At 65.3% G+C, this 25452-nt stretch carries 23 protein-coding genes; 9 read left to right on the top strand and 14 right to left on the bottom strand.

Annotation, left to right across the window (positions count from 1 at the left end):
• Positions 1-29: 29 nt before the first annotated feature.
• The gene (locus PVW48_RS07795; protein WP_443112669.1) at positions 30-1181 is read right to left on the bottom strand and encodes an alanine racemase; all 1152 of its coding nucleotides are present in this window, start codon (positions 1179-1181) and stop codon (positions 30-32) included.
• A 141-nt stretch (positions 1182-1322) separates the two neighbouring features.
• Between PVW48_RS07795 and PVW48_RS07790 the strand changes: the two genes are divergently transcribed.
• Positions 1323-2240 (top strand): pseudouridine-5'-phosphate glycosidase, encoded by a 918-nt coding sequence (locus tag PVW48_RS07790; RefSeq protein WP_274580935.1) that lies wholly within the window; start codon positions 1323-1325, stop codon positions 2238-2240.
• A gap of 29 nt (positions 2241-2269) precedes the next feature.
• Here the strand turns inward: PVW48_RS07790 and purU are convergent, their stop codons facing one another.
• The 7 genes from purU to PVW48_RS07755 form a co-directional block, all read right to left on the bottom strand.
• Positions 2270-3175, bottom strand: a complete 906-nt coding sequence (gene purU, locus PVW48_RS07785; RefSeq protein WP_274580934.1) for a formyltetrahydrofolate deformylase — start codon at positions 3173-3175, stop codon at positions 2270-2272.
• Entirely contained in the window at positions 3141-4553 is a 1413-nt protein-coding gene (locus tag PVW48_RS07780; RefSeq protein ID WP_274580933.1) for an L-serine ammonia-lyase, read from the bottom strand. Before PVW48_RS07780 ends, purU begins: the two co-directional genes overlap by 35 nt.
• Before the next feature lie 4 nt (positions 4554-4557).
• Positions 4558-5832 carry a serine hydroxymethyltransferase gene (glyA, locus tag PVW48_RS07775; RefSeq protein ID WP_274580932.1) on the bottom strand — a complete coding sequence of 425 codons (1275 nt, stop codon included), beginning with the start codon at positions 5830-5832 and terminating at the stop codon, positions 4558-4560.
• A gap of 81 nt (positions 5833-5913) precedes the next feature.
• Positions 5914-6444, bottom strand: coding sequence for a sarcosine oxidase subunit gamma (locus tag PVW48_RS07770; protein ID WP_274580931.1), 531 nt, complete (start codon positions 6442-6444; stop codon positions 5914-5916).
• A 13-nt stretch (positions 6445-6457) separates the two neighbouring features.
• Entirely contained in the window at positions 6458-9460 is a 3003-nt protein-coding gene (locus tag PVW48_RS07765) for a sarcosine oxidase subunit alpha (RefSeq protein ID WP_274580930.1), read from the bottom strand.
• Positions 9457-9756 (bottom strand): sarcosine oxidase subunit delta, encoded by a 300-nt coding sequence (locus PVW48_RS07760; protein ID WP_012178784.1) that lies wholly within the window; start codon positions 9754-9756, stop codon positions 9457-9459. Before PVW48_RS07760 ends, PVW48_RS07765 begins: the two co-directional genes overlap by 4 nt.
• Before the next feature lie 12 nt (positions 9757-9768).
• Positions 9769-11022 (bottom strand): sarcosine oxidase subunit beta family protein, encoded by a 1254-nt coding sequence (locus PVW48_RS07755; RefSeq protein ID WP_012178785.1) that lies wholly within the window; start codon positions 11020-11022, stop codon positions 9769-9771.
• Positions 11023-11148: 126 nt separating this feature from the next.
• Between PVW48_RS07755 and PVW48_RS07750 the strand changes: the two genes are divergently transcribed.
• Complete coding sequence (locus tag PVW48_RS07750; protein WP_274580929.1) at positions 11149-12135, top strand: GlxA family transcriptional regulator; 987 nt, start codon at positions 11149-11151, stop codon at positions 12133-12135.
• A gap of 38 nt (positions 12136-12173) precedes the next feature.
• Here the strand turns inward: PVW48_RS07750 and PVW48_RS07745 are convergent, their stop codons facing one another.
• The 6 genes from PVW48_RS07745 to PVW48_RS07720 form a co-directional block, all read right to left on the bottom strand.
• A complete protein-coding gene (locus tag PVW48_RS07745; RefSeq protein WP_012178787.1) occupies positions 12174-13748 on the bottom strand; it encodes a BCCT family transporter in 1575 nt (524 codons plus the stop codon).
• A gap of 184 nt (positions 13749-13932) precedes the next feature.
• On the bottom strand, positions 13933-15063 hold the full coding sequence (locus PVW48_RS07740) for an ABC transporter ATP-binding protein (protein WP_274580928.1): 1131 nt from the start codon (positions 15061-15063) through the stop codon (positions 13933-13935).
• A complete protein-coding gene (locus PVW48_RS07735) occupies positions 15060-15857 on the bottom strand; it encodes an ABC transporter permease (protein WP_274580927.1) in 798 nt (265 codons plus the stop codon). Before PVW48_RS07735 ends, PVW48_RS07740 begins: the two co-directional genes overlap by 4 nt.
• Before the next feature lies 1 nt (position 15858).
• Positions 15859-16704: an ABC transporter permease gene (locus PVW48_RS07730; RefSeq protein WP_274580926.1), complete on the bottom strand. Its 846-nt coding sequence runs from the start codon at positions 16702-16704 to the stop codon at positions 15859-15861.
• Between the two features lie 77 nt (positions 16705-16781).
• Complete coding sequence (locus PVW48_RS07725) at positions 16782-17900, bottom strand: polyamine ABC transporter substrate-binding protein (protein ID WP_012178791.1); 1119 nt, start codon at positions 17898-17900, stop codon at positions 16782-16784.
• Positions 17901-17950: 50 nt separating this feature from the next.
• Positions 17951-18754: a creatininase gene (locus PVW48_RS07720; RefSeq protein WP_274580925.1), complete on the bottom strand. Its 804-nt coding sequence runs from the start codon at positions 18752-18754 to the stop codon at positions 17951-17953.
• 92 nt (positions 18755-18846) lie between these two features.
• Here PVW48_RS07720 and PVW48_RS07715 point away from each other — a divergent pair, with 92 nt between their 5' ends.
• The 7 genes from PVW48_RS07715 to PVW48_RS07685 all read left to right on the top strand — a co-directional run bounded on the left by PVW48_RS07715 (position 18847) and on the right by PVW48_RS07685 (position 25376).
• Complete coding sequence (locus PVW48_RS07715) at positions 18847-19743, top strand: LysR substrate-binding domain-containing protein (protein ID WP_012178793.1); 897 nt, start codon at positions 18847-18849, stop codon at positions 19741-19743.
• Positions 19744-19863: 120 nt separating this feature from the next.
• The gene (locus PVW48_RS07710; protein WP_012178794.1) at positions 19864-21096 is read left to right on the top strand and encodes a M24 family metallopeptidase; all 1233 of its coding nucleotides are present in this window, start codon (positions 19864-19866) and stop codon (positions 21094-21096) included.
• A gap of 207 nt (positions 21097-21303) precedes the next feature.
• Positions 21304-21924, top strand: coding sequence for a dimethylsulfoniopropionate lyase (locus tag PVW48_RS07705; RefSeq protein ID WP_274580924.1), 621 nt, complete (start codon positions 21304-21306; stop codon positions 21922-21924).
• A 184-nt stretch (positions 21925-22108) separates the two neighbouring features.
• Positions 22109-22606, top strand: a complete 498-nt coding sequence (locus PVW48_RS07700; RefSeq protein ID WP_274580923.1) for a paraquat-inducible protein A — start codon at positions 22109-22111, stop codon at positions 22604-22606.
• A 39-nt stretch (positions 22607-22645) separates the two neighbouring features.
• The gene (radA, locus tag PVW48_RS07695; RefSeq protein ID WP_274580922.1) at positions 22646-24013 is read left to right on the top strand and encodes a DNA repair protein RadA; all 1368 of its coding nucleotides are present in this window, start codon (positions 22646-22648) and stop codon (positions 24011-24013) included.
• A gap of 22 nt (positions 24014-24035) precedes the next feature.
• Complete coding sequence (locus PVW48_RS07690) at positions 24036-24590, top strand: CvpA family protein (RefSeq protein WP_012178798.1); 555 nt, start codon at positions 24036-24038, stop codon at positions 24588-24590.
• A gap of 315 nt (positions 24591-24905) precedes the next feature.
• A complete protein-coding gene (locus PVW48_RS07685) occupies positions 24906-25376 on the top strand; it encodes a hypothetical protein (RefSeq protein ID WP_274580921.1) in 471 nt (156 codons plus the stop codon).
• Positions 25377-25452: the final 76 nt, after the last annotated feature.

Genomic DNA, 25452 nt, shown 5'->3' with positions numbered 1-25452 from the left:
GGTCGAGCGGTGCTCTCGGGCGCGGGTCTCTACCAGCCGGAGAACCGGGGCCAGGTCTTCAACGCGGCGCCCGGGGTGTCGGGGATGACATGGTAGTTCTGGTGTTGCGCCGCCGTGGCACAGGCGTGGTTCGGCAGGATCCGCAACCGCGTGCCGACGGCAAACTCGGGGATCGGCCCGTCGAACCCGGGACGCTTGGCGATCACGCCGTGTTCCTGGTTGGCCTGGATCACGATCAAGCCCGGGATCACCTGCCCCTCGGCATCGCAGATTACGCCGTAGCCCTGGTCGACCCGCTGGGACGCCGTTCCCCGGTCCCGTGACATTGCCATCCAGCCGGCATCGCAGATCGTCCAGCCCCGCGAGGGCTGGTGCCCGATGACCGTGGTCAGCACGCTCAGCGCGATATCGTCGATCTGGCAGACCTCGATCCCCGCCATGACGAGATCGAAGAACACGTAGACACCCGCGCGCAATTCGGTGACCCCGTCGAGGTGCTCTGCGGCATGGGCGGTCGGGGTCGATCCGACGCTGACCACCGGACAGGGCAGGCCCGCCGCGCGCAGGACGCCGGCGGCGGCGACCACGGCGCGGCGTTCCTCTTCGGCGCAAAGCGCCTGTGCGGCGCGGCCGACCGCGCCGTAACTCTCCCCGGCATGGCACAGCACGCCGCAAAGCTCCGCGCCGCCCGCGTGCAGGATGCGGCCGACCTCGACCAGGGTGGGGTCCTGCGCCGTCAGGCCGCTGCGGTGGCCGTCGCTGTCGATCTCGATCATCGCCGGGATCGCGATGCCGGAGGCCCGCGCCGCCGCGGCGACCGCCTCGGCCTGGGCGGCGCAGTCGAGCAGGACGATGAGCCGGCAGCCCGCGCGATGCAGGGCCAGCACACGCTCCAGCTTGTCGGGGCTGATCCCCACGCCGTAGAGGATATCGGTGATCCCGGCCTCGGCGAACGCTTCGGCCTCGGCGAGGGTGGAGACCGTGGCGGGGCCATTGCCCCCGGGCAGCACGCGGCGGGCGGCCTCGATGCTCTTGGTGGTTTTCAGATGCGGCCGCAAAGAGACCCCGAGTGCCGCCGCATGTTGCGCCAGGCGCTCGATGTTGCGCGTCATGCGGGCCTCGTCGACCAGCAGGCAGGGCGTGGGCAGAGGGGAGAGGCGAGAGTCGGTCATGGCGGACATGCTAGAGCATCGACAGCCGGGTGACAGGCCCTTCTTTTCGCAAACCGTGCCCCGTGGAGATCGGGCTGGAAATCTGGACCGGTATCCGGCAAGAGATCGTATCCGCCCTGCCTGCAACCTTATCCGCCACGGAATGCCCCCATGACCCACCTGCCCAGCTTTGTCGATGTCCATGCGGATGTTCGGAACGCCCTGGAAACCAACGCCCCCGTCGTCGCGCTGGAAAGCACGATCATCACCCATGGCATGCCGTTCCCCGACAACGTGGAGATGGCCAGGGCCGTGGAGGAGGAGATCCGCGCCCGCGGTGCAATTCCGGCCACCATCGCGGTGCTGGATGGCGTGCTGAAGATCGGCCTGGGGACGGATGAGCTGGAGGCGCTGGCGAAGGTGAAGGATGCGCTGAAGATCTCGCGGGCCGATATCGGCTATGCGATCTCCCAGGGGAAATCGGCCGGCACCACCGTGGCCGCGACCATGATCGTGGCGCAGATGGCCGGCATCCGGGTGTTCGCGACCGGCGGGATCGGGGGGGTGCACAAGGGGGCCGAGACGAGCTTCGACATCTCGGCGGATCTGACCGAATTGGGCCGGACCGATGTGATCGTCGTCGCCGCGGGCGCGAAAGCGATCCTCGATGTGCCGAAGACCCTTGAAGTTCTCGAAACCCAGGGCGTGTCGGTGGTCGGCTATCGCACCGACACGCTGCCGGCCTTCTGGACCAGCGGGTCGGACCTGGACATCCCCTTGCGGCTGGACAGCGCGGCGGAGATTTCCGAGTTCCAGAAGGTGCGCGATGCGCTGCGGCTCGGGGGCGGGATGCTGGTGGCCAATCCGATCCCGGCGGGCGACGAGATCCCGGCGGAGATCATCAACGGCTACATCGCCACGGCCCAGGCGGAGATGGCGGCTCAGGGCATCTCGGGCAAGGCCGTGACACCCTTCCTGCTGCAGCGGATTTTCGAGTTGTCGGAGGGGCGGAGCCTGCGGTCCAACATCGCGCTGGTCAAGAACAATGCCCGGCTGGCGGCGGATATCGCCGTGGCCTTGCACTCCTAGGCGCCCGGCCGGACGCGCAGGCCCTCGCGTCAGGTGAAGACGACCGTTCTCTGCCCGTTGAGCATCACCCGCCCCTCCAGGTGGCGTTTGACGGCGCGGGCCAGCACACGGGATTCGATATCGCGCCCCACGGCCACCAGATCGTCGGGGGTCATCGAGTGGGTGATGCGCTCGGCCTCTTGTTCTATGATCGGTCCCTCGTCGAGATCGGCGGTCACGTAATGGGCCGTGGCGCCGATCAGCTTGACCCCGCGCTCATGGGCCTGGTGATAGGGTTTGGCCCCCTTGAAACTGGGCAGGAACGAATGGTGGATGTTGATGACCCGGCCAGCCAGGGCCCGGGAGAAGTCATCGGACAACACCTGCATGTAGCGGGCCAGCACGACCAGGTCGGCGCCGGTTTCGGCCACCAGGGCCTTCAGGCGAGCCTCGGCCTCGGGCTTGGTGTCGCGGCTGACGGGGATATGGTGGAACGGGACGCCTTCATGCTCGGCCACGCGCCGGGCATCGGGGTGGTTCGACACGATCGCGACGACCTCGGCCGAGAGCCAGCCGACCCGCACCTGGTAGAGCAGATGCAGCAGCGCGTGATCGAAGCGCGACACCATGATCAGGATCCGCGGCTTGCGCGCCGAGTCCAGGACCGTCACATCCATGCCGAAGCGCGCGCGGGTCGGCGCGAGGGCGGCCTCGATCCCGGCGACATCGGTCCCCGGCTGGCCCAGGAACGCCACGCGCAGGAAGAACCGGTCGCTCTGACGGTCCCAGAACTGAGCGGTTTCCACCAGGTTCGCCCCCTGCCCGGCCAGCGCCGTGGTGACGGCGGCCACGATCCCCGGCTCTGCGGCGCAGGACAGGTTCAGGACGAAATGCGGCTCCGCCGCGGGCGGGGTCCCGGCATCAGCATTCCGGGAGGTTGACAGCAAGGCCTCCAAGGCTCGTCTCCTTGTACTTGGTGAGCATGTCATGGCCGGTCTGGCGCATGGTCTCGATACAGTTGTCGAGCGGCATGAAATGGGTGCCGTCGCCGCGCAGGGCGAGGCTGGCGGCCGAGACCGCCTTGATCGCGCCGAGGCCGTTGCGCTCGATGCAGGGGACCTGCACGAGCCCTGCGGCCGGGTCGCAGGTCATGCCCAGATGATGCTCCAGCGCGATCTCGGCGGCATTCTCGATCTGCGCATTGGTGCCGCCCATGGCCGCGCAGAACCCCGCCGCCGCCATGGCCGACGCAGAGCCCACTTCGCCCTGGCAACCCATCTCAGCCCCCGAGATCGACGCGTTGTGCTTGATCAGCCCGCCGATGGCGGAGGCGGTCAGCATGAAGGTCCGCACCCCCTCGGCGGTCGCGCCGATGCAGTGGTCGCGGTAGTACCGGATGACGGCCGGCACGACCCCCGCGGCCCCGTTGGTGGGCGAGGTCACGACCCGGCCGCCGGCGGCGTTCTCTTCGTTCACCGCCATGGCGTAGACCGACAACCAGTCATTGGCCACGTGAGGCTGGCTCTGGTTCTGGCCGCGCTCTGCCAGCAGTTGCTCGTGGATCGCCTTCGCGCGGCGCTTGACCTTCAGGCCGCCGGGCAGGATGCCGTCCATCCGCAGGCCCCGGTCGATACACGCGTCCATCACCGCGCAGACCGCGTCGATGCGCTTGTTCAGGCCCGGACCGGAATGGGCCTCTTCGTTGGCGCGTTTCATCTGCGCGATGCTGAGGCCGGAGGCCTGGCCCATTGCCAGCATCTCGGCCGCCGAGCCGAACGGATAGGGATAGCCCATCGCTGCCTTCTCGTCATGCAGATCGTTGGAGGCGGCAGACTTCTCGCGCTCCAGCTCGGCCTCGGTGACCACGAACCCGCCGCCCACGGAATAGTAGGTCTGGGTCATGTAGAGATTGCCCTGTTCGTCATAGGCGTTCAGAACGAGCCCGTTGGCGTGACCGGGCAAGGGCGGGCCGTAGTCGAAGACAAGATCGGTCTCGGGATCGAAGGCCAGCGTGCCCAGCCCCGGCGGGCTGATGCGCTTGGTCTGGCGGACCTCGGCCTCGAGCTTCTCGGCGGCGTCCGGGTCCAGGGTGTCGGGCAGATACCCGATCAGACCCAGGATCACCGCGCGGTCCGTGGCATGCCCCTTGCCGGTAAAGGCCAGAGAGCCATGGAGCGAGGCGCCGAGGCGGGCAAGCTTGCCCGCGCCGGGAATTCTCTCGGCCCCGCCGCGCAGATCGTCGAGGAACCGCGCGGCTGCTGTCATCGGCCCCATCGTGTGCGATGAGGACGGACCGACGCCGACCTTGAAGATATCGAAGACCGACAGGAACATCGGACTACACGTCGTCGGCGTAGATCGGATGCGCGGCACACAGGGCGCGCACCTCCTCCAGCACCGCGGCCTCGACGGCGGCGTCGCCCTCGGCATTCTCGGCAAGCGCGTCGATCACCCGCAGGACAAGCGCGCCCACCTTGCGGAACTCGGCCTCACCGAAGCCACGGGTGGTGCCCGCGGAGGTGCCGAGCCGCACCCCGGAGGTCACGAAGGGCTTTTCCGGGTCGAACGGGATCGCGTTCTTGTTGCAGGTCAGCCCTGCGCGTTCGAGCGCGTTCTCAGCGGCCTTGCCGGTCACACCCTTGGGGCGCAGGTCCACAAGGACCATGTGGCAATCCGTGCCGCCCGAAACCACGCCGAGCCCGCCTGCAACCAGCACCTCGGAGAGGGCGCGCGCGTTGGCGATCACGTCCTTGGCGTATTGCTTGAAGGACGGCTCCAGCGCTTCGCCGAAGGCCACCGCCTTGGCCGCGATGACATGCATCAACGGGCCGCCCTGGTTGCCGGGGAACACGGCGGAGTTGAACTTCTTGGCCAGCGCCTCGTCATTGGTCAGGATGATGCCGCCGCGCGGGCCGCGCAGGGTCTTGTGCGTGGTCGAGGTCACGACATGGGCGTGGACCACCGGGTCGGGGTATTCGCCCGCCGCGATCAGGCCTGCGTAATGGGCCATGTCCACCATCAGCCAGGCGCCCACCTCGTCCGCAATCGCCCGGAAGGCCGCGAAATCCATGTGCCGCGGATAGGCCGAGGCCCCGGCGACGATCAGCTTGGGCTTGGTGTCCAGCGCGACCTTGCGGACATTGTCCATGTCGATCAGGTGATCGTCCCTCGACACCTCGTAGCTGACCACGTCGAACCACTTGCCGGACATGGTCACCGGCGAGCCATGGGTCAGGTGGCCGCCATGGGCCAGGTCGAGACCCATGATCCGGTCACCGGGCTTGAGCAGGGCGAGAAACACCGCCTGGTTGGCCTGGGCGCCGGAATGCGCCTGCACGTTGGCGAAGCGGGCTCCGAACAGTTCGCACACCCGGTCGATCGCGATCTGTTCGACCGTGTCGACATGCTCGCACCCGCCATAGTAGCGGCGGCCCGGGTAGCCTTCGGCGTATTTGTTGGTCAGAACCGAGCCCTGGGCGCGCAGCACATCGACGCTGACGATGTTTTCGGAGGCGATCAGTTCGATCTGGGTCTGCTGGCGGTCGAGCTCGTGGCCGATCGCCTCGGCGATGGCGGTGTCGGAGATGCCCGCGGTGTTCAGGGTCTTGAGCATGGAGAGGCTCCTTTTCAGGCAAGTGTTATGGGGCGCGCCCCCAGGCGGGGGCGCGGACATGACCGGGGGATGTGCAGACGGTCAGAGACCGACGGCGAGTTCGCGGGTCGCGATCTCCAGAAGACCGTGCACATGGGGAAAGAACGATCGCCACACTTCCAGGCGGAACGCGTCTTCGCCATCGCGGATCAGCGTGACCTGCGCGTAGTCGAACACCGTCCGCTTGGCGCCGCCTACCGGGAGGCGCGACAGCTCGAGAGGACAGCCCACCGACAGCAGGTCCAGCGCGGCCGGGCCGGTGATCGACAGCGTCATCTCTCGGTCGGAGATGACCACGAGGCTGTGCGGTGTGTCCGCCCGCGCCTTGCCGAAGGCGGACACGACGGCCTGCTGATCCGCTTCGGCGGCGTGCAGCAGCCACTCGTCCGGCCCTATGCAATAGGCTGCGCGGTCCCCGGACCGGGCGCCCTGCCCGATCTTCGTTGGCAGGGTCAGCCCGAAGGCCGCGGAGGCCTGTGCCACGTCGGCGGGGGCGATGCGCAGGTTGAACCGGGCCACCGGCGGCAGAACCGCCACGGACACGGCGTCGAAGGATGTCACGGGTGCATTCATGGTCCTGGCCTCCTCATTCGACCTTCAGGCGGTCGCCCGCCGGGTCATAAAACACGGTTCCGGTCACTTTGGCCGGCACGGCATCGCCGCTTTCGGTCGGAATGTGCAGCGTGCTGTCCATCCGGTCGAAGCCGCCCTCCACCACCGCCATCGCGATGGACCGTCCGAGGGTTTCGGACCAGTAGGAAGAGGTGACGTGTCCGATCATCTTCATCGGCTTGGCCTGTTTGGGATCGTCCACGATCTGCGCGCCTTCGGCAAGCACGGTCTTGGGGTCTTCGGTCAGAAGTCCGACCAGTTGCTTGCGCCCCGGTGCGACGATATCGGGCCGTTGCAGCGAGCGTTTGCCCACGAAATCGGGCTTGGCCTTGCCGATGGCCCAACCGATCCCCGCATCCTGGGGCGTGACCGTGCCGTCGGTGTCCTGGCCCACGATGATGTAGCCCTTCTCGGCGCGCAGCACGTGCATCGTTTCGGTGCCGTAGGGACAGATGTCGTACTGCTGCCCGGCTTCCCAGAGCTTCTCCCACAGGGCCTTGCCATGGCGGGCGGGCACGTTGATCTCGAAGCCCAGCTCGCCGGTGAAGCTGATCCGGAAGAGCCGCGAGGGGAAGCCCGCGACGGAGCATTCCACCACCGACATGTGCGGGAAGGCATCCGCCGAGATGTCCGCGCCCTCGACGAAGGGGGCGAGCAGCTTGCGCGCGTTCGGTCCGTTCAGGGCGATGGTCGCCCATTCCTCGGTGGTCGAGGTCAGCCAGACCTTGAGCTCGGGCCATTCGGTCTGGAGGTAATCCTCCATCATGTTCAGCACGCGCGCGGCACCGCCGGTCGTGGTGGTGACGTGGAACAGGTCGTCCCGCATCCGTCCGATGACCCCGTCGTCTCGGATGAACCCGTCCTCGCCCAGCAGCAGGCCATAACGGCAGCGACCGACGCCCAGCTTGGTCCAGGGGTTGGTATACATCCGGTTCATGAACTCCACCGCATCAGGGCCGGAGACCTCGATCTTGCCCAGGGTGGAGGCATCGAACATGCCCACGCTCTCGCGGGTGGACTTGCACTCGCGGGCCACGGCCTTGTGCATGTCCTCGCCCGCCTGCGGGAAGTACCAGGCGCGCCGCCACAGGGCGACCGGCTCGAAGGCGGCCCCGTGCTCTTCGGCCCAGGGGTCGATCGGCGTCTTGCGGGTCACCTCGAAATGCGCCCCCTTGTGATAGCCGCAGAAGGCCCCGAAGGTGGTCGGCGTATAGGGCGGGCGGAAGGTCGTCAGCCCGACCTGCGGTGCCTCCTTGCCGAGCGCGTCGGCGGCGATGGTCAGCCCGTTCATGTTGCTGAGCTTGCCCTGGTCGGTCGCCATGCCGTTGGTGGTATAGCGCTTGACGTGTTCGATGGACTTCATGCCCTCGCGCACGGCGAGGCGGATGTCCTTGGCGGTCACGTCGTTCTGGAAATCGACGAAGGCCTTGGCCTTGCCCGGGCTGCGATCGGTGGGCAGCTCCTTCTGGGTGATGCCCGTGCCGGTGCGGTCGTCCGCCACCGCGTAGGTGGCACTCCCGGCGCTGCCGCCGAGCGACTGGACCGCGGCCGCGCCGGCCTTGGCGCCATCCTCGAGCGCGGACGCGATGCCCCAGAGGCCACGCCCGGCCCCGGCGATATGCACATCCTCGGACTTCTTGCCGGGCAGGTAGGCCTTGGACTCGGCATCCCAGTGCAGCGAGCCCTTGGTGTGCGAGAACAGGTGCAGCGACGGCGTCCAGCCCCCGCACATCAGAACCGCATCGCAGAACAGCAGGTGCCCCGCGCCGACCTTGCCGTCGCGCACCGGGTTGACCCGCAGCGCCTTGATCCGCAGCCGCCCCTTGGTGCCGGTGGCGGTGTAGCCGAGATAGGTCTTGAGACCCCGGGCCTGCGCCTCGTCGCGCAGGGCCTGGGACACGTCGTTTCGGGTATCGACGATCGCCACGACCGACGCACCGGCATCGGCCATGTCGAAGGCGCTGTACCAGGCGCTGTCATGGCTGGTCAGCACGACGGGCGACTTGCCCACGAGCACGCCGAAGCGGTTGAGGAAGGTCTGCGCCGCCCCGGCCATGAGGATGCCGGGGGTGTCGTTGCCGTCGAACACCATCGGGCGCTCGATGGCGCCCTGGGCCAGAACGACCTCGCGGGCGCGGACACGCCACATCCGTTCGCGCGGCGCGCCTTCGGGGATTTCCGCCATGTGATCGGTCAGCTTCTCGACCATGCCGATCATGTTCTGGTGATAATAGCCCATTGCCGTGGTACGCGTCATGCGGCGCACGTTGGGCATGCGGTCAAGCTCGGCCATGGCCCCTTCGAGCCATTCCCAGGCGGGCTGGCCATCGATGGACACGGAGGGCTCGGAGAGCAGCGTGCCGCCCATCTCGGCATTCTCGTCCACCAGAACGACCTTGGACCCGGCCCGGCCCGCGGTCAGCGCCGCGGCGATCCCCGAGGGCCCCGAGCCCACGACCAGCACGTCGCAATGCATGTAGCGGCTCGCATAGGTGTCGGGGTCGACCTCGGTGGGCGCCTTGCCCAGGCCCGCGGCCTTGCGAATCAGCGGCTCGTAAACGCTGTCCCAGAAGCTGCGGGGCCACATGAAGGTCTTGTAGTAGAACCCGGCGGAGAACAGCATGTAGAGCCGGTCGTTGATCGCGCCGAGGTCGAATTTCAGCGACGGCCACTTGTTCTGGCTCTCGGTCTCCAGGCCGGGATAGATCTCCTGGATGGTGGCGCGGGTGTTCGGCTCGAACCGGCCCTTGCCGCGGGTTGTCCCGACCAGCGCATTGGGCTCTTCGGAGCCAGCGGTGACCACCCCACGGGGACGGTGATACTTGAAGCTGCGGCCCATCAGGTGGACGCCATTGGCCAGCAGGGCCGAGGCGACCGTGTCGCCCTTGAGCCCCTCATAGGTCTGGCCGTCGAAGGTGAAGCGGACGGGCGTGTTGCGGTTGACGCGACCCCGGCCTTCTACGCGATACTCGGTCATTCTGCGGCCTCCAGGCTCTGGGTGTCGGGACGGGCCTCTCCGGCCTTGTAGGTGGTGACGAACCGGTCGCTCACCGTGTCGCGCAGGGCGTTGAAGAACCGCCCGCACCCATTGATGTGGCGCCAGCGTTCGGCGTGCACGCCCTTGACGTTGGTGCGGATGAACAGGAAATCGCGCCATTCTTCATCGCTGAGCGCGGAGGGGTCCTTGGGGCGGTCGATATGCGCCTCGCCGGCATAGGCGAATTCCAGCTCGGGGAGGGTCTCGTCGCAATAGGGGCAGTGGATCAAAAGCATAATCGTGTCTCCTCAGTGCGCAACAGCGGCTGCGGCGGCTTCGTCGATGAGACGGCCGGTGGTGAAGCGTTCGAGCGTGAAGGGGGCGTTGATCGGGTGTGGTTCGTCCTTGGCCACGGTCCAGGCCAGAGTGTGCGCCGCCCCCGGGGTCGCCTTGAAGCCACCCGTGCCCCAACCGCAGTTGACATAGAGCCCCTTGACCGGGGTCTTGCCGAGAATGGCCGACCGGTCGGGGGTCACGTCCACGATGCCGCCCCATTTGCGCAGCATCCGCATCCGGTTGAAGATCGGAAAGACCTCGCAGATCGCCGACACCGTGTGTTCGATCAGCGGCAGGCCGCCGCGCTGGGAATAGCTGGTATACTGGTCGGTGCCCGAGCCGATCACCAGCTCGCCCTTGTCGGACTGGCTGATATAGGCGTGCACGGTGTTCGACATCACGACGCAGGGGAAGACCGGCTTGATCGGTTCCGACACGAGCGCCTGGAGCGGGTAGCTTTCCAGCGGCATGCGCACGCCCGCACTGTCCATCACCACCGATGTGTGACCGGCGGCGGACACGGCCACCTTCTTGGCCTTGATGAAGCCCTTGGCGGTATCGACGCCCTCGACCGAGCCATCGGCGGCACGGCGGATCGCGATCACGGGGCAGTTCTGGATGATGTCGACGCCGCGCTTGGCCGCGGCCCGCGCATAGCCCCAGGCCACGGCATCGTGGCGCGCGGTCCCGGCGCGCTTTTGCAGGGCCGCGCCCATCACGGGATAGCGCGCATCGGGCGAGATATTGAGCGGCGGGCAGAATTCCTTGGCCTGCTTGGGGGTCAGCCACTGGTTGTCGACCCCGTTCAGACGGTTGGCATGGATATGGCGCTGAAACGACTGCACGTCATGCACGTTATGGGCCAGCATCATCACGCCGCGCTTGGAATACATCACGTTGTAGTTCAGCTCGGTCGAGAGGTTTTCCCACAGATCGAGTGCGTGATCGTAGAGCTTCGCGCTCTCGTCATAGAGATAGTTGGAACGGATGATCGTGGTGTTGCGGCCGGTGTTGCCACCCCCGAGCCAGCCCTTCTCGATCACGGCGACATTGGTGATGCCGTGCTCCTTGGCCAGGTAGTAGGCCGCGCCCAGCCCGTGGCCGCCAGCGCCGACGATGATGACGTCGTATTCGTCCTTGGGCTGTTTGTCGGGCCATTGCTCGGGCCAGTTCTTGTGGCCGGTAAGCGCATTTTTCAGCAGCGACATCGCGGAGAAATGGGTCATGTGCAAAGCCTCGGATGTGGAAGGGTGCGTTCGGTGGACATTGACTCAGAGCACGGCACACGCATTGTATCCTTGCGCCAAAAGCGTAGTATATTCTGGCCAAGTGATCGCGCGGGAAAGGCCGAAATGAGCACCAAACCAGCCTTGAAGGTCGGCTTCATCCTGACGCGGCAGTTCACCCTGTCGGCGTTCGCGAATTTCGTCGATGTGCTGCGGCTCGCGGCCGATGAGGGCGACCGCTCCCGGCCGATCCGGTGTTCGTGGAAGGTTCTGTCGGCGACCATGAACCCGGTGGTGTCGAGCTGCGGGATTCCCGTGCAGCCCGATCAGCGTCTCGGCGATCCGCGCGCCTTTGACTACATGGTCGTTGTGGGCGGACTGATCCCGGCGATCCAGGATCTGAACCCCGAATACATCGCCTATCTCAAGCGCACGGCCGAGGCCAATGTCCCCATCGTCGGGGTCTGCACCGGGGCGTTCATCCTGCACCAGGCGGGGCTGATGGAGGGCTATCGCTGCTGCGTGAGCTGGTTTCATCACAACGATTTTCTCGAACAGTTCGAGGGGCTGATCCCGGTTTCGGACCAGATCTTCGTCGTCGACCGCGATCGGCTGACCTGTTCCGGGGGGGCAAGCTCGGCCCATCTCGCCGCTTTCCTGGTGGACCGCCATATCGGGCAGGCCGCGGCGCGCAAGAGCCTCAACATCATGATCATCGACGAGGCGCAGACCCCGGAGAACCCGCAGCCGGGGCTGCCGCTGGAATTCAGCACCTCGGACAAGCTGGTCCGCAAGGCGCTGCTTCTGATGCGGCAGAACGTGGCGACGCCGTTGACCGTGGATCAGCTGTCAAAGCGTCTGGGCATCAGCCGTCGCAAGTTGCAACGCCATTTCGGCGAGGCGCTGCAGCTGTCACCTGCGGAGGCCGGTATCGCGGTTCGGCTGAATGTCGCGCGCCAGTTGCTGCGGCGCACCGACCAGTCCGTTACGCATATCGCCGCCGCGACGGGGTTTTGCGATGCGTCCCATTTCAGCAAGGTGTTCCGGGCCCGCGAGGGTGTGCCCCCCGAAACCTGGCGGCGCCAGGCGGTCCCGGAGGACGCCGACGCCTGAACGGGCGGGCGCTCCCGCGCCCACCCGATACCGCAGGATCAGGCGGTCTTGTCGGCGGATCTGATCGCCTCTTTGCCATGTTCGAGCGCAAGGCAGCGGATGATCGCGAAACACATAAGCACCATGATCACCGAGAACGGCAGTGCGGCGATGATCGCCGCGGTCTGCAGCGTGCTGAGCGCGGCACTCCCGCCAACGACCAGCAGGACGGCGGCGACGACACCTTCGAACGTGCCCCAGATCATGCGGTGGCGATACATCGGATGCTCGTTGCCCTCGCTGAGGATCGTGGCGACAACGAGCGTGCCGGAATCCGAGGAGGTCACGAAATAGGTCGTCACGAGGATCGTGCCGAACACGCCGGCGACCAAGCCGATGGCCCCCACATCCATCGCATCGAAGGTGGCAAAGAGCGCCATGGAGACATTCGCGCTCACCGCGTCGGACACGCCCCCCGGCCCCAGAACCTCGGCCCAGAGCGCGGTGCCGCCATAGGCCACGATCCAGACGAAGGACAGGATCGAGGACACGCCCACGACGCCGAGGATGAATTCCCGCACCGTCCGGCCCCGCGACACGCGCGCCACGAACACCCCCACGAAGGGCGCCCAGGAAATCCACCAACCCCAGTAGAAGGTCGTCCACCAGCCCTGCCACATGTCGCTCCAGCGGGTTGCCTCGGCGGGCACGCTTTCGATGTAGACGTTGAAGGAGAAGAGGCTGACAAAGTAAGCCAGCGTCACCTCGCCCAGGCTCACCAGCAGGTATTGGGTCGGCCCCCAGGTGAAGAAGAAGACCAGCAGGGCGATCGTCAGCCACATGTTGACCTGCGACAGCCACTTGATGCCTCGGTCAAGGCCCGACAGGACCGAGCACAGCGCCACAGCCGTGATCGCGGCAATCAGCACAAGCTGGACCGTCTCGGAGATCGGAACGCCCCACAGGTGGTTGAGGCCCGCGTTGATCTGCGTGACCCCCAGGCCAAGGGAGGTCGCGATGCCGAAGATGGTTGCGAACACCGCCACCACGTCGATCACCACGCCCAGCGGGCCTTCGACACGGTCCCCGAACAACGGATAGAGGGTATAGCGGATGCCGAGCGGCTTCTTCAGCCGGTAGCTGACCAGACACAAGGCCAGGGCCACGATGCAGTAGATCGCCCAGGCGTTCAGGCCCCAGTGAAAGAAGGTCACCTGCATCGCCATGTCCGCCGCGGCCGCGGTGCCGCTGCCATCGGCGAAGGGCGTGCCGCCCGAGTAGTGGAACATCGGCTCGGCGATGGACCAGAAGATGATCCCGATCCCCTGCCCCGCGGCATAGAGCATCGCGAACCAGGTAAAGTAGCTGTATTTCGGGCGCTCGTCCGCGTCTCCGAGCCGGATCGCGCCGTATTTGCTGAACGCGATTGCGATCAGGAATACGAGAAACACGCCCGAAAGCAGCACGTACCACCAGCCGAAATAGAACGTGATAAGGGTTCTGGCGGCGTCGATCCAGTCGGCCGAACGGCTTGGAAACGCCAGCACAAGCAACACGAAAAGCAGGATTATCCCTGCCGATATCAGGGATGTGTGTGGATTCACCCCCCGGAACGGTCCTGATCGGATCAACATGAAAGTCCTCCCTTGTTTCGGGTCTCGCGCGCGAGCCTCCTCGCCCACACGCCTTTTTTCGATGCCGGTGCCCGTCTTTCTGGTCCGTCATTCCGCAGGATACACGCGACCGGGCACAGCACGGCAAATTTTCGGTCTCGGCCCCGGGCCGCGCCGGGCTGGCGCGAGCGGGGCCGCGCGCGGTCTAGTCCCGCGCGCCGGTCTCGCCGGGCAGAACGTGACAGCTGTCAGGCGCCCAGTGGACGATGATGCGCGATCCGGCATGCAGATCGAGCTGCGAAAGCTCCTCGTGGGTTTTCTGCACCTTGAGCTCCTGGCCCGTGGCGGTTTCCAGGAACACCATCGCGGTGCCCCCGATGAATTCCTCGCCCGCAACGCTCGCCGCGATCCCCGGCTGGCCGCTGTCGGGCAGACTCAGTTGCATGTTCTCGGCACTGACGATGAAGGTCACGGCCTGTCCCTTGCGGGCCTCGGCCAGCTCGGACTTGTCCAGAACCGTTTCGCCGCCTTCGTAGCTGACGCGCCAGCCGCCGTCCTCGGCGGGCCCCTCGACCACACCGTCGAAGATGTTGGCGGACCCGAGGAACTCCGCGACGAAGCGGTTGTGCGGCTCACGGTAGATCTCTTCGGGGGTGCCGATCTGTTCGATCTGGCCACGGCTCATGATGACCACGCGGTCGGCCATGGAGAAGGCTTCGGACATGGAATGGGTCACGTAGACGAAGGTGATGCCAAGGTCCTTTTGCAGGTTCGACAAGACCGACTGCATCCGGACCTTGAGATGCGCGTCGAGCGCGGAGAGCGGCTCGTCCAGCAACAGGATCTTCGGCTCGGTCACGAGAGCACGGGCCAGGGCCACGCGCTGCTTCTGGCCGCCCGAAAGCTGGTTGATGTTGCGATCCGCGAACTCGGTGATCTGCATCTTGTCGAGCCACTTGTCGGCACGCTGCCGCCGCTCTTGCTTGCCGATGCCGCGCATTTTCAGCGCGAATTCGACGTTCTCCTGCACGGTCAGGAAGGGAAACAGGGCCAGCGATTGCCACACCATCGGCGTGTCGCGATCCCAGGTCGCCTTGCCGTTGACCTGCTCCCCATCGAGATAGATCGCCCCCTCGGTAGGGTCCTCAAGACCGGCAAGCATCCGCAGGGTCGTGGTCTTGCCGCAGCCCGAGGAGCCCATGATGGCGAGGAACTCGCCGCGCCCGATCTCGAAATCCGCCTTCTTGACCGCGGTGAAGCTGCCGAACCGCTTGACGACATTGTCGAACTTCACGATCGGTTCTGACGACTGGTCCATTTGTGCGTTCGCTTTCATGATTTCTTGTCCTCCGGGCTGCGCAGCAGAAGCTGGGCCAAGATGATCAGCGTCATGGAACTCAGGAAGGCGAGCGACCCGATGGCGTTGATGCGCGGGCTGACCTGGCCTTGCAGGAAGCCGAGGATCTTGACAGGCAAGGTTTCGTTGAGCCCCGACACGAACCAGGCCACCGCGAATTCATCGAAGGACACGGCCATGGTGATGAAGAGCGCCGCGAAGATCGCGGGTCTGGCGAAGGGGATGATGACATAGCGCAGGGTTTGCCACTGGTTGCCGCCCATGTTCCACGAGGCCGCTTCGAGGTCCGGGTCCATCTGCGAAAGACGCAGCCGGATGATCGCCATGGCGAAGGGGCTGCACATGACACCGTGAGCGATGATGACCGAAATCGTCGTGCCCGACAGGTTCACCCGGCTGAGAAAGGCCAGCATTGCAAGCCCCAGGATCACGACCGGGATCGTCGGCGGCAAGAGCGCCAAGGCCACGTAGAAGGACTTGCCCGTGAACTTGTAGCGGAAATCGGTATACGCCCCGCCGAAGCCCAGCAAGGTCGCGATGACGGCGACCGTCAGGCCCACCACCAGCGTGTTGCCGAAGCCCTGCCAGACCAGCGGGTCCTCCCAGATCAGGCGGTACCACTCGGTCGAGAACTCCCCCAGAGGCAGGGACGGGAACCGGTCGGAGTTGAGCGAGAACACGAAGCTGCCCGCGATCGGCGCGAAAATGAACAGCAGGCAAAGCGCGATATGCACCTTGAGCAGGATGTTGATGATACGGTTTTCGTTGCCCATCTTACTTGCCCCGCTCCTTGTAGGCGTATGTGATCGCCGCGAAGGCAACGGTCAGCAGGGTGGCGATCATCATGATCGCGACCACAGCGGCGCGCGGCCATTGTTGTCCGGACTTGGTGATGTCTGTGATCATGATCGACAGCGTCGGAGGGTTGCCGCCGCCGAGGTAAAGCGGGCTGACGAAATCCCCGAAGCTGAGGATGAAGGCAAAGAGTGCCGCGATCACAAGGCCGACCTTGGCCGAGGGCACGATCACCGCGAACACCGTGCGCAGCCGCCCGCACCGCAGGTTGTGCGCGGCCTCGATCAGGTCCCGGTTGACGAAATTCAGGCTGAAGGTCTGCAACAGGATCACGAGCGGCAGGGTCAGTGTGACCATGCCGACGAGAATTCCGAAGGCGTTGTTCAGCATGGTGAAGGGTCCGAGGCCGAGATAGCCCAGCGCAGCGTTCACGATGCCCGCGTCGGACAGGAACACCTGCAACGAATAGACCCGCACCAGGTAGCTGGTGAAGAACGGGATGATCAGGATGAAGATCATCCACCGCTTGGCTTTCTCGCTCATCTTGAAGGAGATCGCGTAGGACGCGGGGAAGGCGATCACGCTGGTGATCACGGCCGCGGTCGTGGCCAGGACCATCGTGCGGAAATAGGCGTCCCAGAAGACGCCGCGCGTCAGGATCCGCTCCCAGTTGGCGAAGTTCAGATCCGGCGTCATCTGGAAATTACGCACTGTCCAGAAGCTGATCGCGACCAGGAACAGAAGCGGAAACAGAAAGAAGGTCAACTGCCAGAGCAGGAGTGGCAGAGACAGGATCAGGGAAAAGAATGTCGGGCGCTTGGTCATATGAAATCCCATGGCTCTGCAATCGGGATGCGATGCGGGGGCAGCCTTGGATCCGCCGCCCCCGCCCCGCGTATGCGTCAGGCGCCCTTGTAGTCGGACCAGAAGTCGTTCCAGTCCTCCAGGCTCTGTTGAACCGGGAGCTGGCGATACTGGATCAGGCCCTCGCGGATCATGTCCATCGCGTTGCGCTCACCCAGGACCATGTTCTGGCGCCGCGCCTCGGCCGGATTGGTGTCGTTGAGCACTTTCCAGCCAGCCTGCGACGGCACGATGGCGGGGTATGCGGCCATGTCGGCGGATTTTGCCTGGCCCTCGGGCGAGGTGATGTACTGGATCCACTTCTTGGCCATCTCCTGGTTGCGCGAGCCCTTCCCGATCGAGAAGCTTTCGGTCCATTGCAGGCCGCCCTGTTCCGGGATGACGGAGCGGACGGGGCTGCCGTTTTTCTCCAGTGTGCCGGTGATCCAGTCGCCGATCCCGGCAAAGGCCAGCATCTGGCCGTTGTCGAGCGACGAGAAGGTGCCGCCATAGTCGAAGAACCCGCCCGCCTGGCGGCGCAGACCCATGGTATGCTCCTGCACGCGCTCCCAGGCGGCTTCGTCGATGTCGTAGGGGCTGGCATTGCCCACATGCAGGCTCATCTGGCCGAGATTGGGCAGGTGCCAGTCGAAATGGCCGAGCTTGCCGGTCAGACGCTCGTCGGCAAAGAGATCGTAGCTGGAGGCTTCTTCCGCCGTGAAGGCATCGGTGTTGTAGGCGACGCCGAGAAACCCGAAGCGCGTGATCACGGAGAACAGCTTGTCGTCCTGCCAGTGGCCGGGGAATTTCTGAAACTCGGGGAAGAAATCGTCGAAGGCGTAATCGGCCGGATCGAGCTCTTCGATGAAGCCCGCGGCATTGAGCTGCTGCACATATTCGGCATCAGACAGGATCACATCGAAGGTGCCCCGCGGCGACTGGGCTATCAGGCCCAGCATGTTGTCGCCGCCGGTGTAGTATTTCGGGACGAACTTGACGTTGTTGGCTTCTTCGAACGCGCCGACGATGTCGGGCTCGGCGTGACCGTACCAGGCCAGCATCGACAGCTCGGTCGTTTGTGCGGCGGCACGGATCGACAGAAACGGCGTGGCGAGAGCCGCGGCGCCGGTCATCTTCAACAGGCTGCGGCGGCTGGGCCGGATCAGGTTGGTCGGCATTGGAAAACTCCTTGTTGGGACGAATTTTTCTCTTTGTTCTTGGCTGTTGTTCAGTTGCTGCCGGACGGGCCTGCGGTCATGGCGAACTCGGTTTGCAGCGCGTTGACGATGCCCGCGGTGCACACCTCCAGCAGGATGTCGCCCTTCTCGGCGGTCGCCTCTTTCGGCGAGGACAGGGTGCCGCTGGCCGGGGTCCATTCGGGCTTGGCCGGGTAGACGTCATAGGGCGGGAAGGTCGCGGGCGCGTGCTCAACCGCGTCCTGCAGCGACACCAGATCAGGGTGCAGGCGCAGCATCAGCGATGTTTCCAGAACACCGCCATGTTCGATGTCCCACCCCAGAAACCCATTGGGATAGAGTTTCTCGATGGAGGCCTGGTCCACGAAGTCCCAATAGGACAGCACGACGATCTTGACGTCATGCACGCCGCCCCAGCCGAGTTCGCGCAACGCCAGGTCGATCGCCTCGGTGATGAACCAGGAGTTCTCGAAATGCCCGTTGACGATGCACAGGTTGCGCACGCCGTGGCGGACAAATTCCTTGACCACGTCCTTGAGCGCGTTCACGAGGCTTGCACCATCGAGGCTCGTCGTGCCGGGAAAGAAGTTGCCGCCGCCGGACTTCTGGTGGGACTTGTATCCGTATGTAAAGGGCGGTGCGACGAGGGCCCCGACCTTCTCGGCCACGCGGCGGGCGAATTCGGTCGGCAGCAGGACGTCCACATGCATCGGCATGTGATGGCCGTGCTGTTCCATCGATCCCAGCGGGATGAGAACGGGCACGTCACCCGATTGCACCCGTTTCTGATAGTCCGGCCAGGGCATTTCAGCAGCAAAAACGGTCGAACGTGGCATGGCACCCCCAGAGACAAAAGATGCGCCGAAGCCTACGGTAGCTTGTGCTCTGCCAAAAATTCATAGTAACAATGCCGGGATAAGGATTGTTAATGGCGCGCAAATTCACCAATCTGCAAACCGACCTGCTGCGGACCTTCGTGACGGTGGTTGATCTGCGTAACTATACGGAAACCGGGCGCATTCTCGGCCGGACGCAACCGGCCATATCGCTTCAGATCAAGCGGCTCGAGGAGATCACCGGCAAGAAACTGCTGGCCCAACAAGGCAAGCAGGTGGAGTTGACGCCGGACGGGCAGACCCTGCTGGGCTATGCCCGTGAGATGTTGCGCCTCAACGACCGGGCCGTTGCGAACCTGCAGCAAGCGTCCATCCTGGGCACGCTCCGCGTCGGCCTGCCGGTGGATTACGCGATCGAGTATTTTCAGAGCATCATCACCAGGTTCGCCCGCGAGAACCCTGCCGTTCAATTGGACATTCGCTGCAACCGCAGCCCGGATCTTCTATCGGCGCTGCATGTGGACGACCTCGACATGACCATAGCCATAACCGATTCGATGCCCGCACCCCATGTCTCGGTCTACTGGTCCGAGCATCCGGTCTGGGTCTGCGCCCGCGACCACAGAATCGATCCGGACCAGCCGCTCAAGGTCGTCGCGCATCCCAACGGCTGCTTCTACCGCAAGCGCATGATCGACGCGCTGAACACCGAAGGGCGGGACTGGCGGATTTCGTTCGAGAGCCTGGGCGTGTCTGCCCTGCAAAAGGCGGTGCTGGACGGTATGGGCGTCACGGCGCTGACCAAGAAGACGTTGCTGCCCGGAATGCGGCTACTGAGCCCCGGCGAGGGGTTTCCCAACCTCGCAAACATCCATGTGGGCCTGTTCTACAAACATGTGAAGATGTCCGACGCCGCCCTGAAACTGATCGAGAAGATTACCGAGGATGTGTCCACCTTCCGGCTTCCGACGCGCGCGCGCACCAAGTGAGGTCCGCTTGCCGATAACCACATTTGCATTGCTAATGGTATAATCATTTCAATTAATTTTTCCTCCGCTCGGCGCGCTGTTACCCAAGCAGGGTCACTGTCAGCAGGAAGGATCTTCGAGATGGACGGTAATACCAACGTCGACGACATGCTCCACGTCATGGAATGGCATAACGGCGAAAAAGAGTTCTCGCCCTTTTCGGACACAGAGATGGCCCGTCGGCAAAACGAATTGCGCGACTGGATGGCCAAGAACGATGTCGATGCGTCGCTCTTCACCTCGTATCACTGCATCAACTATTACAGCGGCTGGCTGTATTGCTATTTCGGCCGTAAATACGGCATGGTCATCGACCAGAAGAACGCCACGACGATCTCCGCCGGGATCGATGGCGGCCAGCCCTTCCGCCGGAGCTTTGGCAACAACATCACCTACACCGACTGGCGCCGCGACAACTTTTATCGCGCGATCCAGCAGCTGACCCCGGGCGCCAAGCGCATCGGCATCGAGTTCGACCATGTCTCGCTCGAGTACCGCCAGCTGCTGCAGGATGCGCTGCCGGGCGTCGAGTTCGTCGATGTCGGCCAGCCCGCCATGTGGATGCGCACCATCAAGTCCGCCGAAGAGATCAAGCTGATCAAGGAAGGCGCGCGCGTCGCCGACGTGGGTGGCGCGGCCGTGGCCGCAGCGGTCAAGGCCGGTGTCCCCGAGCATGAAGTGGCCATCGCCGGCACCACCGCGATGATCCGCGAGATCGCGAACTCCTTCCCCTTCGTCGAGCTGATGGACACCTGGACCTGGTTCCAGTCCGGCATCAACACCGACGGCGCCCATAACCCGGTGACCAACAAGAAGGTGCAGTCCGGCGAGATCCTCAGCCTCAACACCTTCCCGATGATCTTCGGCTATTACACCGCGCTGGAACGGACCCTGTTCTGTGACCATGTGGATGATGCCAGCCTCGACATCTGGGAAAAGAACGTGAAGGTGCACGAGCGTGGCCTGCAGCTGATCAAGCCCGGCGCGCGCTGCATGGACATCGCGATCGAGCTCAACGAGATGTATCGCGAGTGGGACCTGCTGAAGTATCGCTCCTTCGGCTACGGGCACAGCTTCGGTGTGCTGAGCCACTACTACGGCCGCGAGGCGGGCGTCGAGCTCCGCGAGGATATCGAAACCGAGCTGAAGCCAGGGATGGTGGTGTCCATGGAGCCGATGGTGATGATCCCCGAGGGTCAGCCGGGTGCCGGTGGCTACCGCGAGCATGACATCCTGGTCATCAACGACGACAACACGGTGGAAAACATCACCGGGTTCCCCTTCGGCCCCGAGCACAACATCATCAAGAACTGACGCCTGCGCGCATCCGCGCGCAGCCTCAAACCCCGCGACCAGTGCCGACTTGGCGCTGGTCGCGTCATGTCGAGTGGCCGCCAAGCTTCATTTGGCGGCAGGTCGCTTGCGATACGACATCACGCCTTGGGCCCGGGCCCGTACACGGATTAGACTGGGAATGCCGCCGCGATTGGCGGCACGTTCTCCTGGAGCCGGGATCCGGAAATGACCGAACGCATCCAAGCCCTGCAGGCGTTTCTGGACGCCGCACGGCAGAGTTATGCCGCCCGCGCGACCGAGCCAGTTTCAGCGCGGTCGCTCGACCGTATCTTCAACAGCCTCGAGACAGCGGCCCCGAACGCGGCCCCCATCGGCGCGCGGTTGCCCGTCTGCACGCATCTCGACGCCCTCCTCAACCCTGCGCGGTTCGACTCGCCGGACCTGCGACACCTTGCGGAGTGCTTTGCCGCACTTGAGCCCGCGCTCCAGTGGCGCCGCCGCGAGGGGGGCGGTCCGGGGGCGAGCGCGCATTTCGCCGACGCCCACGCCAATGCCATGCTCGTCGGCCCCGGCGGGCTGGAGCCGCGCGACGATGTCTGGATCGGCATGTCGCTGCTGGCCCCGCATGTGCAATACCCCGATCACAGGCACAGCCCCGAAGAGACCTATCTCGTTCTCAGCCCGGGGGAGTTTCAGCAGGGCCGCGCGGGTTGGGTCCACGTCCCGCAAGGCGGCACCTGGTACAATCCGTTCAACGTCGTGCATGCGATGCGCGCCGTCGAAGCCCCGTTGCTGGTTCTCTGGGCGCTGCGGGAGAAGCCCGCACGCAGCGCCCCGCCCCCCTGAGCGACTTGTCCAAGGGCGGGCGGCCGTGCGCCCGGGCCAGCCTCAGCCGGGTTGTCGTCCCGCGTCGGATTGCCCGCCCGGCTGTGGCTGCCTAAGCTGACGGGATGATGGTGACGGTGATCGACTGCGCCCCGAGGCGCTTGGCGCGCCATGCGGGCGCACCGGCAGCATGCGGGGTCGGGATGTGAACGCGCGAGTGCTGGCCTGGGCCAACCTGTCGCTGCTGGTTCTGTTTCCCATCGCCTGGACCGCGCCGCTCTTGCGCGCGGGGCTGTTGCCGATCTTCGGGTTGGCCGAGATTTCGGTACTGTCGGGGGTCGCGAGCTTGTGGGACAGCGCCCCGGCGCTGGCCGCACTGGTGGCGGTGCTTGCCATTCTTGCCCCCTATGCCAAGACCCTGACCTTGGCGGCCGTGCAATTCGGGCTGCTTGCGACGAAGCCCGTCTGGCTGATCTGGCTCGGGCGGCTGGCGATGGCGGACGTGTTCCTGATCGCGCTCTACGTGGTCATCGTCAAAGGTGTCGGGCTGGCGCGGGTGGAGGTCGCCTGGGGGCTGGGGCTGTTCACGGCCTGTGTTCTGGCGTCACTGCTTTTCAGCTATCTCGCGGAGCGTCCGGGCGGTTTGACCCCCGCCGCAGTATCAGGCAAGAGACAGGACCCGCCTGCCCCGCACGGCCCGTGACGTGGGCTTTGAGCCGTCCCATCATCCGGAGCGCCTGACATGGCCAAACCCGCCACCCGTTTCGTCTGCGCCGAGTGCGGCGCCGCCCATTCCAAGTGGTCCGGCCGGTGCGACGGCTGCGGGGCGTGGAATTCGATCTCCGAAGAGGTGCCCCTGAGCGCGGGACCGTCGAAGAAGAGCCTGGGCGGGATCCGGGGCAAGAAAGTGCCCCTGGGCGATCTGGCAAGCGAGGACGCGCCGCCGCCGCGCCGGACCTCGCAGCTGGAAGAGTTGGACCGGGTGCTGGGCGGCGGGCTGGTGGATGCCTCCGCCGTGCTTGTGGGCGGCGATCCGGGGATCGGGAAATCGACGCTCTTGCTGCAGGCGGCGGCGAGCTTTGCCCGGGCGGGGGCCAAGGCCGTCTATATTTCGGGCGAAGAGGCGACGAGCCAGGTACGGATGCGCGCGCGGCGGCTGGGACTGGCCGATGCGGCGGTCAAGCTCGGGGCCGAGACCAACTTGCGCGACATCCTCACCACGCTGGAGGCCGAGGCGCCGGATCTCGCCATTCTCGATTCGATCCAGACGCTCTGGTCCGACACCGTGGACAGCGCGCCGGGCTCGGTGGCGCAGGTGCGGGCCTGCGCCCATGAGCTGGTCACCTTTGCCAAGCGGTCGGGCACCAGCGTGATCCTGGTGGGCCATGTGACCAAGGAGGGACAGATCGCGGGGCCCCGGGTGGTCGAGCACATGGTCGACACGGTGCTTTATTTCGAGGGCGAGCGCGGCCACCAGTTCCGCATTCTGCGCTCGGTCAAGAACCGGTTCGGCCCGGCCGACGAGATCGGCGTGTTCGAAATGACCGGCGCAGGGCTGGCCGAGGTCGCCAACCCCTCGGCGCTGTTCCTGTCGGGGCGCGACGCGCCTGCCCCCGGCTCGGTGGTGTTCGCGGGCATCGAGGGCACCCGGCCGGTACTGTGCGAATTGCAGGCGCTGGTCGCGCCTTCGGCGCTCGCCAATGCGCGGCGCACGGTGGTCGGCTGGGACAGCGGGCGGCTGTCGATGATCCTGGCGGTGCTGGAGGCGCGCTGCGGCATCCCGTTCACCGGGCTTGATGTTTATCTCAATGTTGCGGGCGGCTTGCGCATCGGCGAGCCGGCGGCGGACCTCGCCGTGGCCACCGCGCTGCTCTCGGCGCGGGAGGATATCGCCCTGCCGGCGGAGATGGTCGTCTTCGGCGAGATCAGCCTTTCGGGCGCCCTGCGCCCCGTTGGCCAGACCGAAAACAGGTTGAAAGAGGCCGCGAAACTTGGTTTCACCAAGGCGCTTGCCCCGGCAGGCAGCAAGACGGGGACCACCTCGGGGCTGGAAACACGGCAGATGCCGGATCTGGCCACGGTGGTCGGGGACATGTTCGGGGCAGGATAAGCCCAACAGGGGACGCGCGGGAATGGACGGTTTTACTCTGGTGGACGGCATCGTTGCCGGTGTCATCGTGATCTCGGCGCTGCTGGCGTTTTCCCGGGGCCTCGTGCGTGAAGTCATGGCGATCGCGGGCTGGATTGCGGCGGCCATCGTGGCCTTCCTGTTCGCCGGGGATGTCGAGCCCTTGATCAAGGAACTGCCCTATGTCGGACCGATCTTGCAGGACAGTTGCGAGTTGGCGATCATCGCCGCCTTTGCCGGGGTCTTTGCGGTCACTTTGATCGTGGTGTCAGTCTTCACGCCGCTCTTTTCCGGGTTGATCCACCGTACGGCCCTCGGCGGGGTGGACCAGGGGCTCGGCTTCCTGTTCGGGGCGGTGCGGGGCATCCTGCTGGTGGCTGTGGCGCTGCTGGCCTATGAACGCATCATGGTCAGCGACAGCATGGCGATGGTCGAGGACAGCCGGTCGGCGGAGGTGTTCGGCTCGCTCACCACACAGATCGAAGCGCAGATCCCCGAGGATGCGACTGGCTGGATCGTCGGGCGGTACGAAGAGCTGGTGGGCAACTGCGGCGCCTGATCGGCCGGGGCCGCGGGACAGAATCACGCACAACCGGCCCGTTTCGGCGCCGCTCGCCCCGGTTTTCCGGGGCACCGACGCGCGGCCTCGGTACCGATCCCCCGCGACCTCCCAGCGTAACGCTACGTCACATCCACAATTGAGAATTTTGCCTAGAGACGTTCAAAGCGGTTTGGTGTTAGCGCTCCCGCAGCAAGCTCACGACCCGGCTGCGGCACCCTTCACTCAGGTGCGGGCCCCAGTTGACAACCTGTAGTAACACCGCCCCATCCGGATTATCGGATGCGGCGCCGCCCCGTTTTGGGAGTATCGATCATGACGCCCGCTTCTCACGTTTTCGCAAATTGCATCGTCGACCGTTTCACCCGGGGCCAGCTGATGGACCTGACCGAGATGTATGCCACTCCGGTCGCGGTCTATTTCGGCGACCGCATTCTCGTCCTGCAGTCGCGCGAGGATCTGCACGCGGCCTTGAGCAGCTATCGCTCCATCCTGGTGCGGGCGGGGCTCGCCTTCATCCAGACCACGGTGATGGGCACCCCGCGCTTCGCCCAGGCACGGTTTTCCATGCGGGTGCGCAATACCTATTTCGACCAGAACGGCCACGCATTCGACGATTGCGAGGTCACCTATTTCATCGAACGCGATGCAACATGCGACTACGCCCCGAAGATCCGGCTGGCGGAATATGACCGCTGGCCCTGCGAAGACGAGGTCGCGGCCGCCGAGGCCCTGCGCCAGCTTGAAACCCCCACCGCTCGGGGCAGCCGCGCGATCCTGTTCTGAGCGCGATCGGGAGCGGCCTCGAGCCTTTGGGCCAGTCCGGCTAAGCGCGCCCGCGGCCGCGTCCCGCAATTTCCAT

This window comes from Dinoroseobacter sp. PD6, from assembly GCF_028807315.1.
In the GTDB taxonomy this organism is placed as follows: Bacteria; Pseudomonadota; Alphaproteobacteria; order Rhodobacterales; family Rhodobacteraceae; genus Dinoroseobacter; species Dinoroseobacter shibae.
The sequence above is the reverse complement of the archived record's forward strand: the minus strand, read 5'-3'. Positions and strand labels throughout refer to the sequence as shown.

Bases quoted from the DNA above. Each gene is read 5' to 3' on its own strand.
- PVW48_RS07795 (WP_443112669.1), bottom strand. From the start codon at position 1,181: ATGTCCGCCATGACCGACTCTCGCCTCTCCCCTCTGCCCACGCCCTGC.
- PVW48_RS07790 (WP_274580935.1), top strand. From the start codon at position 1,323: ATGACCCACCTGCCCAGCTTTGTCGATGTCCATGCGGATGTTCGGAAC.
- PVW48_RS07780 (WP_274580933.1), bottom strand. From the start codon at position 4,553: ATGTTCCTGTCGGTCTTCGATATCTTCAAGGTCGGCGTCGGTCCGTCC.
- glyA (WP_274580932.1), bottom strand. From the start codon at position 5,832: ATGCTCAAGACCCTGAACACCGCGGGCATCTCCGACACCGCCATCGCC.
- PVW48_RS07770 (WP_274580931.1), bottom strand. From the start codon at position 6,444: ATGAATGCACCCGTGACATCCTTCGACGCCGTGTCCGTGGCGGTTCTG.
- PVW48_RS07765 (WP_274580930.1), bottom strand. From the start codon at position 9,460: ATGACCGAGTATCGCGTAGAAGGCCGGGGTCGCGTCAACCGCAACACG.
- PVW48_RS07760 (WP_012178784.1), bottom strand. From the start codon at position 9,756: ATGCTTTTGATCCACTGCCCCTATTGCGACGAGACCCTCCCCGAGCTG.
- PVW48_RS07755 (WP_012178785.1), bottom strand. From the start codon at position 11,022: ATGACCCATTTCTCCGCGATGTCGCTGCTGAAAAATGCGCTTACCGGC.
- PVW48_RS07750 (WP_274580929.1), top strand. From the start codon at position 11,149: ATGAGCACCAAACCAGCCTTGAAGGTCGGCTTCATCCTGACGCGGCAG.
- PVW48_RS07745 (WP_012178787.1), bottom strand. From the start codon at position 13,748: ATGTTGATCCGATCAGGACCGTTCCGGGGGGTGAATCCACACACATCC.
- PVW48_RS07740 (WP_274580928.1), bottom strand. From the start codon at position 15,063: ATGAAAGCGAACGCACAAATGGACCAGTCGTCAGAACCGATCGTGAAG.
- PVW48_RS07735 (WP_274580927.1), bottom strand. From the start codon at position 15,857: ATGGGCAACGAAAACCGTATCATCAACATCCTGCTCAAGGTGCATATC.
- PVW48_RS07730 (WP_274580926.1), bottom strand. From the start codon at position 16,704: ATGACCAAGCGCCCGACATTCTTTTCCCTGATCCTGTCTCTGCCACTC.
- PVW48_RS07725 (WP_012178791.1), bottom strand. From the start codon at position 17,900: ATGCCGACCAACCTGATCCGGCCCAGCCGCCGCAGCCTGTTGAAGATG.
- PVW48_RS07720 (WP_274580925.1), bottom strand. From the start codon at position 18,754: ATGCCACGTTCGACCGTTTTTGCTGCTGAAATGCCCTGGCCGGACTAT.
- PVW48_RS07715 (WP_012178793.1), top strand. From the start codon at position 18,847: ATGGCGCGCAAATTCACCAATCTGCAAACCGACCTGCTGCGGACCTTC.
- PVW48_RS07710 (WP_012178794.1), top strand. From the start codon at position 19,864: ATGGACGGTAATACCAACGTCGACGACATGCTCCACGTCATGGAATGG.
- PVW48_RS07705 (WP_274580924.1), top strand. From the start codon at position 21,304: ATGACCGAACGCATCCAAGCCCTGCAGGCGTTTCTGGACGCCGCACGG.
- radA (WP_274580922.1), top strand. From the start codon at position 22,646: ATGGCCAAACCCGCCACCCGTTTCGTCTGCGCCGAGTGCGGCGCCGCC.
- PVW48_RS07690 (WP_012178798.1), top strand. From the start codon at position 24,036: ATGGACGGTTTTACTCTGGTGGACGGCATCGTTGCCGGTGTCATCGTG.
- PVW48_RS07685 (WP_274580921.1), top strand. From the start codon at position 24,906: ATGACGCCCGCTTCTCACGTTTTCGCAAATTGCATCGTCGACCGTTTC.